Origin of the sequence: Solibacillus merdavium (assembly GCF_014836935.1) — a bacterium.
Classification (GTDB): domain Bacteria; phylum Bacillota; class Bacilli; order Bacillales_A; family Planococcaceae; genus Solibacillus; species Solibacillus ferritrahens.
The window spans coordinates 95,032-111,559 of record NZ_JACSPW010000001.1 but is presented as its reverse complement, the minus strand read 5'-3'; the positions used below and the strand labels follow the sequence as shown (position 1 = coordinate 111,559).

The following is a 16,528-nucleotide window of genomic DNA, read 5'->3' as shown; positions in this document are numbered from 1 at the left end:
AATTTCGTATTGCAGATTTATATTAGAAAAACTCCATTTTTTGCACCTTCTACTTCTAGGAAATCACCAGTTCATCATTTTCTAGCGTAATTTCCAGCACACCACCCGCTGTTACTACTCCTTTTAATAACTCCCGCGCAACAAGTGTTTCCAGATGGCGCTGTACGAAACGTTTCAATGGACGTGCACCATATTGGGGATCAATACCATGTTCTACGATCCAATCCACTACATCCTTACGTACATGCAACGTAATTTCCTGTTCTCCAACTCTTTCCTGTAGCTGCTTAACATATTTCCAAGCAATTGCATGGAAGTGTTCTTCCGACAATGCATGGAAAATGATAATATCATCCATTCGATTTAATAACTCCGGCTTAAAGTGCTGACGCAAAGCCGTCTGTACAAGCTTCTCTGAATCATCAGACGCCTCAAGTAAAAATTGCGACCCAATATTAGACGTTAAAATAACAACCGTATTCGTAAAGTTTACCACTCGGCCTTGGCTATCGGTAATTCGACCATCATCCAACAATTGCAGTAAAATATTCGCTACATCCGGATGAGCCTTTTCAATTTCATCTAAAAGTACAACCGAGTATGGATTACGACGTACTGCTTCTGTTAATTGCCCACCTTCCTCATAACCGATATAACCAGGTGGTGCTCCGACAAGTCGAGATACAGAATGCTTCTCCATGTATTCACTCATATCGATGCGGATGAAGTGATCTTCTGAATCAAATAATTGCTCAGCTAGTGCTTTTGCCAACTCCGTTTTACCGACACCTGTTGGACCTAGGAACAGGAAGCTTCCAATTGGCTTATTAGGATCCTTAATGCCTGAACGGGCACGCCACACTGCCTCTGCTACGTATGTGACCGCATCATCCTGTCCAACAACACGTTCATGTAATGTATCTTTTAAACGCAATAACTTTTCACGTTCCCCTTCGACAAGCTTCGTAACTGGAATACCTGTCCAGCGAGATATAATTTTTGCGATTTCGTCTTCTGTTACTTCTTCACGCAGCATACGATTGCCTTCCGAATCTTTTAGCTGTTTTTCCATTTCACCAAGTTCTTTTTCAAGTTGAGGAATTATACTATACTGCAGTTCACTTGCCCGCGCTAAATTATTGCCAGACACGAATAATTGATCCCGCTCTGCTTCATATTTTTTCAATTTGTCTTTTTTATCGCGTACAATTTGCAAACCGTTTTTCTCAAGCTCCCATTGCTCTTTCATTGATTTCATGGAAGCTTCCAAAGTATCGATTTCATTCGTAAGGATATCCAGTCGTTTCTTACTTGCATCGTCCTTCTCTTTCTTCAATGCTTGTTGTTCAATTTTAAGCTGAGTGAGACGGCGTGTTAATTGATCGAGTTCCTGCGGCATTGAGTCAATTTCAATCCGAATCATTGCACATGCCTCATCAACTAAATCTATTGCTTTATCAGGTAAAAAACGGTCTGTAATATAGCGATTCGCTAACTGGGCCGCTGCAATAATGGCACGATCATGAATACGAACTCCGCGGTGATGCTCTTCAAAGCGGTCTTTAATCCCACGTAGAATGGACACCGTGTCCTCAATGGAAGGCTCACGTACTAAAACTTGCTGGAATCGACGTTCCAAAGCCGGATCCTTTTCAATATACATACGATATTCATCCAATGTCGTCGCACCGATACAATGCAGCTCCCCGCGCGCAAGCATTGGTTTGAGCATATTTCCTGCGTCCATGGCTCCATCTGATTTCCCAGCACCTACAATTGTATGAATTTCATCAATAAATAAAATGATACTTCCTTCTGAATCTTTCACTTGCTTTAATACGGATTTCAAACGCTCTTCAAATTGACCACGGTAAGAAGCGCCGGCGATGAGTGCACTCATGTCTAGCTCATATAACTGTGCATCCTTTAATCCTTCCGGCACATCCTGTCGAACGATGCGTTGAGCCAATCCTTCCACAATAGCCGTTTTACCAACACCTGGTTCGCCAATCAATACAGGGTTGTTTTTTGTTTTACGCGATAAGATTCGGATGACATTGCGAATTTCCTCATCACGTCCAATAACCGGGTCCATCTTGCCATTCTTTACTTGTTCAATTAAATTACGACCAAATTGTTCTAAAGGTGGTCGATTGTCTTGTGTTTGGTTAAATTGCATATATTGCACCCTCCAAATAGTTTGACCTTTACTGACTAATTTTATTATAGGTCAAAATTAGTCAACTCACAAATTTTTACACTCCCTTTTAGGTACGGTATTATATTTTTGAATATACGATAAATAAAGTAAAAAGAAATAATCATTAGTATATGTGGAACAAATAGAACTTTATCCTTAATATTTTAGAAAAGCATTTCACTAATAATTATTTGATGTTAACCGCATATTTAAACTGGATTCAACTGGAAAACATAAAAAATCCTTTACGACTCTATGACTTAGACCGTGATATTTATCTAAAATAAAAATCGATTATTTTGCTTCTGCAAAATAATCGATTTAATATTTTTTATTAACGGATACCTAAAGCCATTTTTGCGTAGCGTGACATATTGTCTTTAGACCATGCCGGCTGCCATACGATATCTACTTTTACCTCTTTTACTTCCGGTAATTCATTTAATGCTGTTGTTACTTGATCCACGATTACTGGTGCAAGCGGGCAACCCATTGATGTTAATGTCATTGTAACAATCGCTAAGCCCTCTTCTGTTAAATCCACTTCATATACTAAACCTAAGTTGACAATATCGATGCCTAGCTCAGGGTCGATTACATTTTCTAAAGCTCCGAGCATGCTGTCTTTCATATCTTGATCAATCGCCATTTTTTGTTTCCCCTTTCGACATAGTGTTATCGTCTATCATAGCAGAACGAATGCTTTATGCCAAACGTTGTGCAATGAAATCTGTCACTTGTAAAATACCATTTCTTGAAACGGCATGTCCTGCTTTTGGCTCTGCGATATATTGAATATTCGCTGCCTTTCCTTCTTTTTCAAGTTGTTCATAAAAAGGTCTGCTCATACTAAATGGAACGACCGTATCTTTTTCACCATGCCAAAATATTATTGGTTTATTTGCCCACAATGATCCATGTTGTTCCATATCATATTTGCCGAGCATATTGAACAAAGCACTTTGCTGTTCATCAGATATCGGAAGTTGAACACCTTTTTGCTTCAGTTCCTCAACTTGATGAAGTGCGACCTTCGTGTAGCTCGTTGTTCCCATGCAAATACCCGCAGCCTGAATCCATGGATAAACAGTTAAGCAGCCCGATGTTACAATGCCGCCCATTGACGTTCCGGCAATACCAATTTTGCCGCCTGCCAATTTTTTCAGCTTCATTTCTTCATAAAGAGTATGTACTTCTCCGATCGACTTTAAGACAATTTTCCAAAAGTTATAATTCATCTGTTCATCCGTTAAATAATCTGACCGTTCTCCATGCATGATCGCATCAGGTAGAATAACTCGGATACCTTTTTGCACAAACTGATACGCATAATGAAGATTATGTTCCTTAGCACTTAAGAACCCATGTAAAAAAATAACGACGGGTGTATGTTCGTCCATCGTTTCATCATACACATGCAATAACGGAATCGACTTCCATAACTCTTGCTCTACAATCATTTTTTTCACCTCGTCCTTACCTTATCAAAACTCCGCGATTGTTTCAAAACTTTGACGAATGTTAATTTTTCACGTTACAATAATACCCATGCTAAAGGAGGCTTATTCTCATGAACGAACATTTAATAGTATTGGATTTAGACGGAACATTATTGACGGATGATAAGAAGATTTCCTCCCTTACAAAGGAAACATTATTTAAGGCAAAGCAAGCGGGGCATCAAGTAATGATCGCGACAGGACGTCCTTTCCGGGCTAGTCTTCCCTATTATAAAGAATTGGAGTTAACGACACCAATTGTCAATTTTAACGGGGCGCTTATTCACCACCCAAAAAACCCAATGTGGAAAACAATCCATACACCTGTGGATTTAAGTGTAGTCCACGATGTTGTTGAATCAGTCCATAAATATGAATATGATAATTTAATCGCCGAAGTAATGGACGATGTATATCTCCATCGTGAGGATGAAAAAGTACACGAAATGTTTAATATGGGTAGTCCTAATATTTTAATGGGTGATCTCAAAAGGACATTAAAGGAAAATCCGACGAGTTTATTGATTCAGGCAGATGATGTAAATACGCCAATTATCCGCAAACATTTGCACGATGTACACGCTGAGCTGATCGAGCATCGACGCTGGGGTGCACCTTTCCCAATTATTGAAATTGTGCATAAAGGGTTAAGTAAAGCAATTGGTATTGACTTCATTTCAAAAGAAATGGGTATTCCACGTGAGCGGATCATTGCATTTGGCGACGAGGACAATGATTTTGAAATGATTGATTATGCCGGAATTGGTGTAGCAATGAGTAATGGAATTGATGATTTAAAAAATATCGCCAACGAAATTACGTTATCCAATAATGAAGATGGTATTGCAAAATTTTTGCATGACCGATTAAAACTATAGGACACGTTACTGAATTGAGTCCAATTATTAAAAATAGCCCGGAAAAGCGAGGTATTCACTTTTCTGGGCTATTTCATTTTATTTTGCTGAATTGGCGCGGCGTTGTTTTCCACGTTTCATAATGACAATCATGAATGCCGTATAAAGTACAACAACTAGTCCAAGTGCCACAATATAGGAAGTATTAATTCCTCGCGCATCGATGACCTGATACACCTCAACCATTTCACGGTCTAAAATGATTGTATAGTTGTTATCTTTATTTTCACGAATGATTTCACTATTGAACATCCCACGGATTTCTTTTCCTTCCCCCAGCTCTGCTACAGGGATATGGACACGTTTTGTTTTACTGCTATTGTTAATAACAACAATCCATGTTTCCGTGTCAGATTTCCGCTCAAATACGATATAGCCATCTTCATTTTCAAGCCATTTAAATTCACCATTACGTAATGTATCTGAATCATTTCGTAAAGATTGAAGCTTTCCAACATAATCCGCCAGTTCTGAATCTGTCTTAAAATTATAGTATTGATGCGCCTCTTCACCGGCAGTACCATTCATTGCAATTTCAGATCCGTATTGAACGACTGGCACACCCGGCAATAATAGTGTACTTGCAATCGAAATTTTACTACGTGTCGGAGGATACATCCCTTCAGCCGTTGCAGCTAAAGTAAAACGGTCTGACCAAATTGTATCGGTCATTGTCAACACAGGTGTATCGGATAATGTTTCTTCAATATACGGCTCCAACACTGTCGTATCCAAATCAACATTTTTAAAGGAATTTGTATATTGGGAAGCCATATCATTATAGAATTTTGCATCAAAATTAGCATCGCTTTCCGCATTTGCAATAACGTAAGCACCAGTAGCTTTTAATTGCTCAATCATGCGGTTTAAAAATGCTGTATCTGCTTGCTCAATATTCGTTAGACGCACGCCATCCAGTCCGTATGTATCCACAAATTGTACGGCACTGTCGATTATTACATTTTGTACTTCTTCGTTTGTTAAATCCCACTGTATTTTCCCATCATTTGTACTTGCCACAAATCCTTGCTTTGCTGCAAGTTCATGGTTTGGACTAACATTCGTAATAGGAAAATCAGCCATTATTTTCATTTCACGCTTTTGATATGAATTTACCATTTTCTTGAATTCATTAGCTGTACCAAAACGAGGGTCTAATAGTGTATAGCTTGTCGGCATCGAACCGTCATATTTTTCTGTTGCAAAAACTGAGCCTACTGAAAGTATTGTATAGCCCATATTGGTAACATAATCAATTTTCTTTAAGACACCATCAAAGTCTCCACCCGCAAACATTGTCGGGTCTTGGGCATTTACTGTATCATCATCATTTTTGCCTGTTCCATTAAAGAAGCGGTCCACTAAAATGTCATATATACTTTCATCTGCAATTGTACGATTTTCTTCAGCATTTGCTAATGATGCAAATGACAATGAAGTTGAAAGTACTACACCTGCAGTAAGTGCACTAAGCCATTTATTAAATCTCAATTTATTTCCCTCTCTTTCACATACAATCCAACGTCATTTTACCAAAAAACCTATACACGTAGCTATGATTACAAAAGTTATTTGTAGGAAATCCAACAAATACGTGACAAAAATGTGTATAGATTTAAAGAATAGCAAATCATATATGTATATGGAAATAATTTATGCATCTGATAAATCAAATAGAGGGAAATGCGAAATGAAAGCCTGATGTAATATATATAGTTTTTTAAATTAAAAAGTGTGCAAAAAGTTGATTTCACTTTTTGCACACAATGCTTTTATTAGAAGTTTATACCGATACCCATGCTTAAGCCTAAGTATAATGTTACTAGTAAAACGATACCGAATAGTACCCAGAACATATTAACAGATTTGCCTTTGTTTTTACGCACTAATACCATTTCCATGAATGCAATTACTAAAATACCAAATAACACTTTCATATCATAGTTCATGCCGCTTTCAGTGATTTTATCGCGCCATTCTAAGAATAAAGCCAAACCAGTAATGATAACTAAAATATACATTACACGTAAAGTCATGTGTACAGCTGTTAATTTTTTGCCTGCTAATGCAGCTACAAAAAATAGGATTAATGTGATTGCCCATGCTGTAATGTGCAAGTGTGTTGAACTTGATAAGAAATCCATGAATTTTCCACCTCTTCTATTTATTATCTACAGGAAATATCCTACCATGCTAGCATGTATAAATTCAATGGATTCGTCCAAGTAACAAAAGAAAAGGTCATAATAAATGAATTATATTAAACAAATCGGTTTGCCAGAGTCCCAATGCCTTCAATCGAAACTTTCACCTCATCACCGGCTTTTAAAAATTTAGGTGGATTCATTGCTTTTCCAACTCCTGCTGGCGTGCCTGTTAAAATAACATCGCCTGGCTCCAGCGTTACATATTTTGAAATAATTGAAATAATATCCGAGACGGTAAACATCATATCTTTTGTCGAACCGTTTTGACGAACTTCCCCATTAACCTTCGTTACAATTGTTAATGTATGCGGATCTGGAATTTCATCTTTTGTAACTAAATATGGACCCATAGGACAGCTGCCATCCAAGCTTTTTCCTAGGAAATATTGTTTATGTTTTTCTTGTAAATCACGCGCTGTAATATCATTCGCAATTGTATAGCCAAATACGTAATCGTACGCCATTGCTTTAGGAATATTTTTGCCTTGCTTACCGATTACAACCGCCAATTCTCCTTCATAATCAAGAGAATCCGTAAATTCTGCATGAGCGGATAATGTCGATTCATCCGACGCAATCGCAGTTGGGGATTTAGTGAATACTACCATATCTTCCGGCGCTTTCTCTGCACCCATTTCAACCGCATGGTCATTATAATTTTTGCCGACACACATTATATTTTTCGGTGTACGAGGAACCGGCGACAACCATTCTATATTAGAATATGCTAATTTGAATTTAGCACCATCTTCATGCTTTTGTGCTGCCTCTACTAATTTACGAACTTGCTCTACAAATTCATAGCCGTGTGCTATCCCGTCGATAATTGTTTCTGGAAAGTCTTTTAGTACATTGAGTTGTTTTTGAATTTCGACAACATCCCATACTGCCTCTTCTTTTTTCACTTTAGGGCCAAACTTTACTTGTTCGTTTACTTTAAATGATAACAATTTCATAACGTGGAGCACTCCTTCTGTTTTTTTACATCATACATTAAAAATAAAATAATTACCTTACTTTTCTGACAAAATAATATTATTCTGTAAAACTAAGCTTTCTTTCTATAAATTTACATAATAATAGTTTTTATTTCCGAGAAGCAAACTGGCCATAAGTAATTTTTTTCAGTAATGCTTCCAGTGGTCCTTGTTTAAATTTTGAAAAATAAAGTTCTGCAAATAATACTTGAATGACGAAGATTCCAATTGCCATATAAATACCCATTTGCACATCCACTTTTCCGTAAAGACCGAAGCCCCATTTATAAAACAGCACCGTACAAATAACAGATTGCATAATGTAAAGAGTCAACGACATACGTCCCGCTGTGGCGATTGGAGACAGAAGTTTAACAACGAACGGTAGCTGCGTTAACAATGTCACAACCGCTATATAGCCGACTGCTAAAATAGGACCGCCAATATAGACTTGTAAATACTCATTACCAATCGTTTGAGCTCCGGCAATCGGCAGGCTTTTCACATACAGTCCGCCAGCAATACCAATTATCGCTAAAATAATCCATAAAATAACTTTTTCCTTTGCCCGTTCGATAAGACGCCATTTTGCAATGGCCGCACCGAATAACATATAAGGCAAAATCGTAAATAATGAGGATATCCACATAAATATACTCATTTGAATTGCCAGATCATCAAGACGCTGCATAAATGCGTCTGTCCAACTGCCAATCCCATAAGCTGTCACTGCACTTTGAATCGCATCAAAATTCACAGATATTGAATCTGTTGATGTCGTAAAAAAACCTGCCAGTGCATACAAGCTTAAATTAAATCCATGATACAAAGCATTTATAGCAATTGCTACTAGTAAAAGCCAAATTGCCGGCAGACGGATAAGTGCAATTAAAAACACACCACAAAATGCATACATTGCTAAAATATCGCCCCACCAAATAAGAATGGCATGGAACATTCCCATACAGAAGATTAGCAAGAGACGTTTCGGGGCAAATTGATAGAAGTTAATGCCCCTTTCTTTTGCTTTTACATACTGCATTGCTAAACCATACCCGAAAAGCATAGAAAATAACGGATAAAAACTACTTTGAACATATATATCCAAAAGCTGGTGAAGCACAATATCCTGCACTTCACTAAACCAGCTGCCTAAATCCGCAATATGTGGCATCGGTAAATAAAAGCCAAACATATTTACTAATAGAATGCCGAGCAAACTAAATCCTCGTAAAATATCAAGCGTTGCTATACGCTCATTCGTACCTACTGGGCGAAAATCCACTTTTTATCCCCCTAATCTATTTTCACTTCTAGTCCTATGCTATATAAATACAATATACGTTCGCTTATTTCGATACGCTTAATGGATTGTACAGCATGCTGATAATAGTTTAATTGAATTTGGTAGGATTTTGTCATTTTTCGTTTAATTTTCTCTAAATCGTCTAAAATCATCTGTTCAATATAATCGGTTTTATAGTCCAGGAGTACCCATTTACCTTCTTCATCTTCAAATATACAGTCAATGACCCCTTGTATAATTTGCGCATCACCGTCTTTATCCTTCAAGCTCATAGTAAAAGGTACTTCCCTTAAAATTTCCTTCGCCGTTTTAAAGCGCTGCCCTACCTCTGTTCCGAAAAAGGCATACACCTTTTCAGCCGACACAGCGTCCGCCTCCAGTTGTTGAAGTAATTGGCGTTCGACAAGGAATTGTATAAAGTGTTTCGTTTCTTCAATTGTAGCAAAGCCATGCTGCGGTATATGCTGCATAACGGCATGCACTGCTGTACCAACTTCAGTAGCGGACAGTTTTCTTTTTTTCTTCTCTTTTAACATAAAGCTTGGTACTTCTGTCTTTACATAACGTTTTGCTTCTGAATTATATAAATGCTCTTCTTCCATTTGCTGCAGGCTTTCCATACGTTTTAGCTCTGAAACCGAGGTTTTTGATTTTTTTGTTACAGCATTCGTGTAAGAATAGGGTGTCGTAAAGCGTTCTGTCAGTAGCTGAACCATATCTTCATTTACAACTTCCTGCTCTACTACCTCTTCCGTTTCTTTTATTTCAGTTGTTGTTAAATAGTCACGATTGGGTATAACCGTAATCGACCACTGTGGTGTAGTAGTAGCTTTGTTCGAATACCCGTAGTTCACAAATAGAAAGTCTTGATGACGAGCAACAGCAGGTCCAACCCAGCTTAAATAACTATTCGCCTTTGAACGGATATATGCCGGGAGCACTGTGTCTTTCAACTCCTGGTAAAATGCCCATTCTTCCTTCTGCTTTTCCCAATCTTTTATCGAGCCGACTAAAATAAGCCGCTCTTTTGCACGGGTCATCGCCACATACAATACACGCATTTCCTCGGCTTTCATTTTTGCCAATTTCTTTTCCTTCACATACAAATGCGGAAGAGAAGTTGAAATAATATTTAGGTCGGGATTTACGGATTTAATCGCTAATCCAAAATCCTGATCAAATATATAGCGATTGCCCAAATCTTTCGTATTAAATGTTCGGCTCATGCCTGCTACGAATACAACTGGGTATTCAAGCCCCTTTGATTTATGGATTGTAAGCAAGGTTACTACATCATCTGTTTCACTTGTGGACTTGGCAACACCTAAATCATCTCCGCGAGAGTTCATGCGGTCGATAAAACGTAAAAATCGGAACAAGCCGCGGAACGATGTTTTTTCATAGCTCAATGCACGGTCATGAAGCGCACGTAAATTTGCCTGACGTTGCTTCCCGTTGGCCATCGCACCGACCATTTCGAAGTAATTTGTATCCAAATATACTTGCCATACTAAATCAGCGAGCGCCCCGTGACGGCTGAAATTACGCCATTTGTCATGCAATGCGAAAAATCTGTCCAGCTTAGCTTCTGTTTCAATCGGCATTTCGCCCATCGCTTCTTCTTTATACTGCTTTAACGCTTCGTAGAATGGTACTTTACCATTTACTAACCTTATTTTCGCCAATTCATTTTCTGTCAGCCCAATGAATGGCGCCCGCAGAACAGAGGCAAGCGGAATATCCTGATAGGGATTGTCGATTACTTTTAGCGTGTTAATCATAATCATTACTTCCAACGATTCAAAATAGCCGCCATCTGTTTCAGCATAAAGTGGAAGACCTGCTAATTTAAATTCCTCCGCAAAAGTCGTATACCATGTACGTGAACGCATTAATACAACGATATCCCGGTAGCTAACTGGACGCATCGACTTCATTTTCGGATTGTAAACCTGTCCACCATTGTCAACTAAATCGCGAATGCGTTGAATAATGTAGCGCGCCTCCTGTTGGGCTGTGTTAATGCTTTCTTCTTCAGCTCCGTCATCTTGACCGGGCACGTTTTGCGCCTTCGAGTCACCTTCAAGCAACACAAGCTCAATCGGTACTTGCTGCGCATCATAGCTCGCACCAAACTTCAATTTGGCTTGCTCATCATACGCAATTTCTCCGACTTCCTCGTCCATAATTTGCTCAAATACATAGTTCGTACCTTCCAGCACTTCCGAGCGACTGCGGAAATTAGCATTTAAATCAATCTTCATTCCTGTATCGGCTGGATTCTCCTCAAAGCGCTTATATTTTTCAAGAAATAGGCGCGGCTCTGCAAGTCGAAACGCGTATATGCTTTGCTTCACATCACCAACCATGAACATATTCCCGTCCTGCTCTCCGCCACTTTTCACTAGTTGTAAAATCGTCTCCTGTAAAAAATTCACATCTTGATACTCGTCGACAAGCACTTCTTTGAAACGTTTTTGAAAAGTGCGTGCCACATCGGATGGCTGTGTTCGTTTGGAATCACTCTGTGGATCTGTTAATATTTCCAGTGCATAATGCTCTAAATCCGAGAAATCAAGTAAGCCGCGCTCTTGTTTGGCTAATTTAAATGCTTCACTATATTCAATTGTCAGCTTTACAAGCGTTTCTAAAATGGGCTTTGTCGCCGCCATTTCCTGTACATAAAGCTTTGGATGACGAGCAAAAAATGTATCTTTTAATGAATTCAGCATTTCTTTAGCTGTGTCACGGTGATTTTTGGCCACCGCATACAATTCTTTGTCTTCTTCTGTATCTTTTTTCGTCAGCGGTTTAATGCGTCCGAATTCAATGGCAGGAATTAGCCCATAGGCTTGCTCCCACGAACTATTTTCCATTGCATTTAATACATTTTTCACCCCTGCATATTCCGCTTCAAACAATGGCTTATTTTTTTCCAAAGCGGGCACGACCGTTACAATTTGCAAGCCTTTTTCAAGACGTGCTGTAATCTCCTTCAAGGTGGCAATAATAAACGGGCGAACTTCCTGTGCAATAGCTAAATTGTCAATGGGACTTTTCGGATCAATATCGTATTTTTCCGGCAATGTTTGCAGCCATTCATACGGATTTGGTTGTACCCGTGAAACTTTGTACATCTCCTGAAGCAATAGCTCGATTGCCTGGTCACTTCGGTCTGACGCAAAGCTATCGATCAATGTATAAAGCTCATCTTTCGTAAAGAGCGTCTCCATATCACCACGATACGCCTTTTCAAGCACGTCCATCAACACATCATCTTGCAATAATGATGCTTCCTCCGTACTTGCCAGGCGAAACCCAGGGTCTAAATCAATCGTGTATGCATATTCGCGGCAAATCGATAGACAAAACGAATGTAGTGTAGAAATTTGCGCTTTGTTCAATAAACTTAATTGTCTACGCAGGAAAAGGTTGCTTGGATTTTCAGTAAGTGCTTTTTCGAGTGCTTCTGCCATTCGATTCCGCATTTCTGCAGCTGATGCATTCGTAAAGGTTACGACCAGCAGTTCATCAACATCAATGCGTTTTTCTTCTGGGGCTACTATTTTTTGAATAAGCCGCTCGATTAAAACAGCCGTTTTCCCTGAACCCGCTGCCGCAGATACTAAAATATCATGGCCAGCTGCATAGATGGCTTTCCACTGTACATCCGTCCATTGAACGTTATTCGGCTTCGCTGGAATCGTCATGAACACACACCACCTTTTCAATATTTTTAAATACTTCCTGCTCCGGCTGTTTCTTTATTTCATTGAAGCTATTGCCAGTCTCTGCCTGATCAAATTGGCAAACCGCTTTATAGCTGCAAAATGTACAGGCCTTTTGGTTGCCTAGACTGTACGGTTTAATTTCTGTATTGCCTTCATAAATTTTATTTCCTGCCTGACGGAATTTATAATGAACAAACTGCTGTAGATTTTCCATTTGATCCTGTTCAATCACTTTCGACGAGCGGTTATTAAATTCAGGGTCTTCACCGCTTTTAAATGCTGCCGGAACGATAATTGACGATTTGTTCGGTTCGAGTGACTGATCCATTAATTGTGCGATTTCTACATCCTTTAACATATAACCGCTTAATTTGAATTTCTCCTGACGCATATTTTCCACTCGGTCGTATTCTTCATAATCTTCAGTAGGAATAAGCGGATTGTGTACATGTAAATAAAACATACCTGCCGCTTGAACAATGATATTTTCAAGATCCGATAAGTCCTGAATGAATTTACCTTCGCGTGCAATAATTGGTATGTTTTTCATCGCGACATCCAAATATGTTAACAGCTGCAAGGAAATTCCGTTATATACTTCAGTAAAATCAAGCTTGCGGCCACTTGATTTGTAATCAATGACACGCAAATATAAGTTTTCCGCGTCCTTGTATGCATCAATACGGTCAATTTGACCACGTACATACATTTTACGGTTATGATCCAATTCAATTTCAAGTGCTTCCAATGGATTGCGGTCATCTTGTTCAGTATTTTTGTCATCGCGCTTTCCGAAAGGCTTTTCATGGGCAATTGCTTTAAACTTGGATAGCTCGCTTTGGTTCATAAGGGCATAAACGGTACGGGCTACTATTTTCACAAGCTTTGTTTTAATATATTCAAAGCGATGGCTACTTTTTAAAATGCTATATGAGAAATAATCGACGAGCTTCGTTATGGTATCATTCGCCTTTTTATAGCAATTTACATACGTATTCAATGCAATTGTCGGCTCTTTTTCCGATAATATTGTCCGTATTGCCTCATGGAACAGATCACCCATCGCAAATGTCTCTAACTTAAATTCTGTACGTTCCTGCAATTTTAGGCCGTATGAAGCAAAATGCGAATAAGGACAGCTGTAAAAACGTTCAATACGCGATACGCTTGCCAGGAAGTTTTCTCCATATAATGCTGTAGCGACCTCTTCTGTCAAAGGTTCCGCTTCATTTGTTGAATACAATGGTTTTCCTACGATATTCAGCACATTCTTCCATTGGGAATCCCGTTCATAAAATGCTTTCAAGGCAGCCCATTCCTCTGTGAGCGGACGTCGCTCAATTTGCGCCTGTTTCAGCTGTGTCATTAAAAAGCCAATCGATGGAGATGGGTGCTGGATATAGTGGAGTACATTAGCTTTTTGCTGTTCATCCAATGGATCCATCGCTATTTGTCGATGCGGCAATGTACGAATCGTTTTATCCTGTTCCATCCCCTGATTTTCCACAATCTCGAACATTTTATGCAATCGATTAACATAGAGCGACGGAAGCTTGCCTTTACTTTCCTCATCTGCATTTGCATACGTAATATATAAATATTGTGTCGACGAGGAAATGGCACGATAAAATAAAAAGCTCTCCTGAAGCAGCCTACTTTTTATACCTGGCGCCAATTCAACATCTATTTTTTCAAAGGCTTCCCGCTCATCATCCGATAATAACCCCCCTGCATCCATACGCATCGGATAAACGCCATCGTTGACCCCGATTACAAAAATCGCCTTTTTATTATCAAAGCGTGCAAACTCAACTGTTGAAACTGTCACCTCATCCAATGTTGGGGGCACACTTGAAAATTGCAGTGTCTCAAAGCCTTCATCGAGAATTTGTGCAACTTCTTCTAACGGCATGATTTTGTCGCCGAACATTAGATCGAATTGCTCTAAAATATGCACCCAGCCATTCCAAGCCTGCTCATGTTCCAGTGATTGATGAAGTGCATTACTCAGTTCTTCCTGTTCCTGCATTTTTACAAGCTTCTTGTAGATATCCAGCTGCTCCATAAACTCATACAATGCCACTACAATTTCACGGCCTGTCCTTTTGCCTTTTAAACGATTTTGCAATGCCAAGACTGGTTCGCGGATTAAATCCCGGACTGATTTTAAGAGCTGTTCATGCTCCAATTCATCTTCTGTTTGTATCGCATTTACTTTTTCTAAAGATTTAAAACGACGGTAATGCCAAACCTCTTCGTTCATCCAACGATCATGGACAATACCTTTTGCAATGACAAAATTTTCAAGAATATCAGCTCGGTCCCGCATTACCATTAAGTTGGCCCCATACGGAAAGAACAGATCCGTTTTAACACTCCTGAATATCGGCTCGTATTTCCAGTTAGTCGTAATAATTTCCAACACAGATCGACTAAATTCAATAAGCGGATGATACAGCATAGCCCGCTTCTCATTTGAGAAAAAAGGTATTTCGTATTGCATAAATGTCGTACCGATAATAGCGTCATATACATCTGCCTGGCGGTACATAATCCCGATATCTTTATAGCGCAACCCTTTTTTTAAGACGAGTTGCTTTATTTCCTGGGCAATTCCTTGCACTTCAGCTCGCGGATTTACACCTTCCAGTATTTGCGCATGTCCTGTCGATTCAATCGGAGCGTCTATAACTTTGTCAAAGCTTAGTTCAATTTGCAGCAAGTCTTGATTTTTTGCACGGTAATTTACTTCGAGATGAACTCTTGGCTCCTCTTCAATGTCGATTCCCCGTTCAAAACGCAGCTTTTGCAGTTCATGCTTTATTTTGTCATATGTCATGGCGGCCCTGTAAAATACGGATCCTTCGAGCATATCAGCCTGAGGGTCCTCCAATGGCAGAACAATTGTGACACGCTTTGCATAAATTAAAAGCTCTTTTAATATCGACATTTCCTGTCCATTGAATGAAACGAACCCATCTAAATACACATGGGTATCCCGCAAGCTTTCCATCTTCGGAATGCGTTCAATTAACATTGGAAAGTAGCCGTCTCCGTCAATATATTCCGTCCCAATGCGCTCATGTAGCTGCTTTAATATAATGTGTAAATCATGCATTTTATGGAGTAGTACTTCGCTCGCTCCATTTTCCCTAAGTGAATTAATTAGTGGCTCAATTGTCTCCACATCAATATGGTACTGACTAAATTCTTTTAGAATTTGTTCGACTTCCTTCGTAAAACCACGCTTACCTGCCGCTCGTTTAAATAATAAAAATTCTTCTTGGTGTTCTTCCAAAATACGGCGTAATAACATGCGGTACCCTGTGCCATCAATACGCTCACGTGCAATACCGCCTTCATTTTGCAGTACAAACCATGCCAACCGCTTAAATGTCATAACTTGCGCCCGCATCATGCCTTCTATGTCATAATTCGTCGTCAGTTCATACTCAGTTGTAAATGACATTTGGTCAGGCACTAAAATAAAAATTGGATTGGCAAACAAATTTGTTTTTAAATCCTCCACAATCTCACGGTGAATAAAAGCTGTTTTCCCAGTACCTGCCCGACCCGAAATGACTCGTAATGTCATAATTTCACCTCATTTATCTTTATTAATCTATTATAATATAAGAATACATGTTCGTACATTAATGGTGTTCATAAAACAAAACCTTGTCCTTTTACG

General features: G+C 39.1%; 10 protein-coding genes. 1 reads left to right on the top strand and 9 read right to left on the bottom strand.

From position 1 onward, the window contains the following. Nucleotides 1-55: 55 nt before the first annotated feature. The 3 genes from H9632_RS00420 to H9632_RS00410 all read right to left on the bottom strand — a co-directional run bounded on the left by H9632_RS00420 (nt 56) and on the right by H9632_RS00410 (nt 3,660). Nucleotides 56-2,179 carry an ATP-dependent Clp protease ATP-binding subunit gene (locus H9632_RS00420; protein WP_191702163.1) on the bottom strand — a complete coding sequence of 708 codons (2,124 nt, stop codon included), beginning with the start codon at nt 2,177-2,179 and terminating at the stop codon, nt 56-58. 355 nt (nt 2,180-2,534) lie between these two features. Continuing rightward, complete coding sequence (locus H9632_RS00415) at nt 2,535-2,843, bottom strand: metal-sulfur cluster assembly factor (RefSeq protein WP_191702620.1); 309 nt, start codon at nt 2,841-2,843, stop codon at nt 2,535-2,537. Nucleotides 2,844-2,904: 61 nt separating this feature from the next. Continuing rightward, nucleotides 2,905-3,660, bottom strand: a complete 756-nt coding sequence (locus H9632_RS00410; RefSeq protein WP_191702162.1) for a prolyl oligopeptidase family serine peptidase — start codon at nt 3,658-3,660, stop codon at nt 2,905-2,907. Between the two features lie 110 nt (nt 3,661-3,770). Here H9632_RS00410 and H9632_RS00405 point away from each other — a divergent pair, with 110 nt between their 5' ends. Beyond that, nucleotides 3,771-4,577, top strand: a complete 807-nt coding sequence (locus H9632_RS00405; protein WP_191702161.1) for a Cof-type HAD-IIB family hydrolase — start codon at nt 3,771-3,773, stop codon at nt 4,575-4,577. 78 nt (nt 4,578-4,655) lie between these two features. On the opposite strand, the gene H9632_RS00400 is transcribed toward H9632_RS00405, so the two are convergent. The 6 genes from H9632_RS00400 to addB form a co-directional block, all read right to left on the bottom strand. Then, nucleotides 4,656-6,107, bottom strand: coding sequence for an alpha-amylase family glycosyl hydrolase (locus H9632_RS00400; RefSeq protein ID WP_191702160.1), 1,452 nt, complete (start codon nt 6,105-6,107; stop codon nt 4,656-4,658). Nucleotides 6,108-6,391: 284 nt separating this feature from the next. Then, complete coding sequence (locus H9632_RS00395) at nt 6,392-6,760, bottom strand: YisL family protein (RefSeq protein WP_191702159.1); 369 nt, start codon at nt 6,758-6,760, stop codon at nt 6,392-6,394. Between the two features lie 116 nt (nt 6,761-6,876). Then, nucleotides 6,877-7,779 carry a fumarylacetoacetate hydrolase family protein gene (locus tag H9632_RS00390; RefSeq protein ID WP_191702158.1) on the bottom strand — a complete coding sequence of 301 codons (903 nt, stop codon included), beginning with the start codon at nt 7,777-7,779 and terminating at the stop codon, nt 6,877-6,879. Nucleotides 7,780-7,909: 130 nt separating this feature from the next. After that, the gene (locus tag H9632_RS00385) at nt 7,910-9,085 is read right to left on the bottom strand and encodes a DUF418 domain-containing protein (protein WP_191702157.1); all 1,176 of its coding nucleotides are present in this window, start codon (nt 9,083-9,085) and stop codon (nt 7,910-7,912) included. 11 nt (nt 9,086-9,096) lie between these two features. Beyond that, nucleotides 9,097-12,816: a helicase-exonuclease AddAB subunit AddA gene (gene addA, locus H9632_RS00380; protein ID WP_191702156.1), complete on the bottom strand. Its 3,720-nt coding sequence runs from the start codon at nt 12,814-12,816 to the stop codon at nt 9,097-9,099. After that, nucleotides 12,791-16,432, bottom strand: coding sequence for a helicase-exonuclease AddAB subunit AddB (addB, locus tag H9632_RS00375; RefSeq protein WP_191702155.1), 3,642 nt, complete (start codon nt 16,430-16,432; stop codon nt 12,791-12,793). Before addB ends, addA begins: the two co-directional genes overlap by 26 nt. Between the last annotated feature and the right edge of the window lie 96 nt (nt 16,433-16,528).

Excerpts from the sequence above, each read along its gene's own strand:
- H9632_RS00420 (WP_191702163.1), bottom strand. The coding sequence starts at position 2,179 with ATGCAATTTAACCAAACACAAGACAATCGACCACCTTTAGAACAATTT.
- H9632_RS00410 (WP_191702162.1), bottom strand. The coding sequence starts at position 3,660 with ATGATTGTAGAGCAAGAGTTATGGAAGTCGATTCCGTTATTGCATGTG.
- H9632_RS00405 (WP_191702161.1), top strand. The coding sequence starts at position 3,771 with ATGAACGAACATTTAATAGTATTGGATTTAGACGGAACATTATTGACG.
- H9632_RS00395 (WP_191702159.1), bottom strand. The coding sequence starts at position 6,760 with ATGGATTTCTTATCAAGTTCAACACACTTGCACATTACAGCATGGGCA.
- H9632_RS00390 (WP_191702158.1), bottom strand. The coding sequence starts at position 7,779 with ATGAAATTGTTATCATTTAAAGTAAACGAACAAGTAAAGTTTGGCCCT.
- addA (WP_191702156.1), bottom strand. The coding sequence starts at position 12,816 with ATGACGATTCCAGCGAAGCCGAATAACGTTCAATGGACGGATGTACAG.
- addB (WP_191702155.1), bottom strand. The coding sequence starts at position 16,432 with ATGACATTACGAGTCATTTCGGGTCGGGCAGGTACTGGGAAAACAGCT.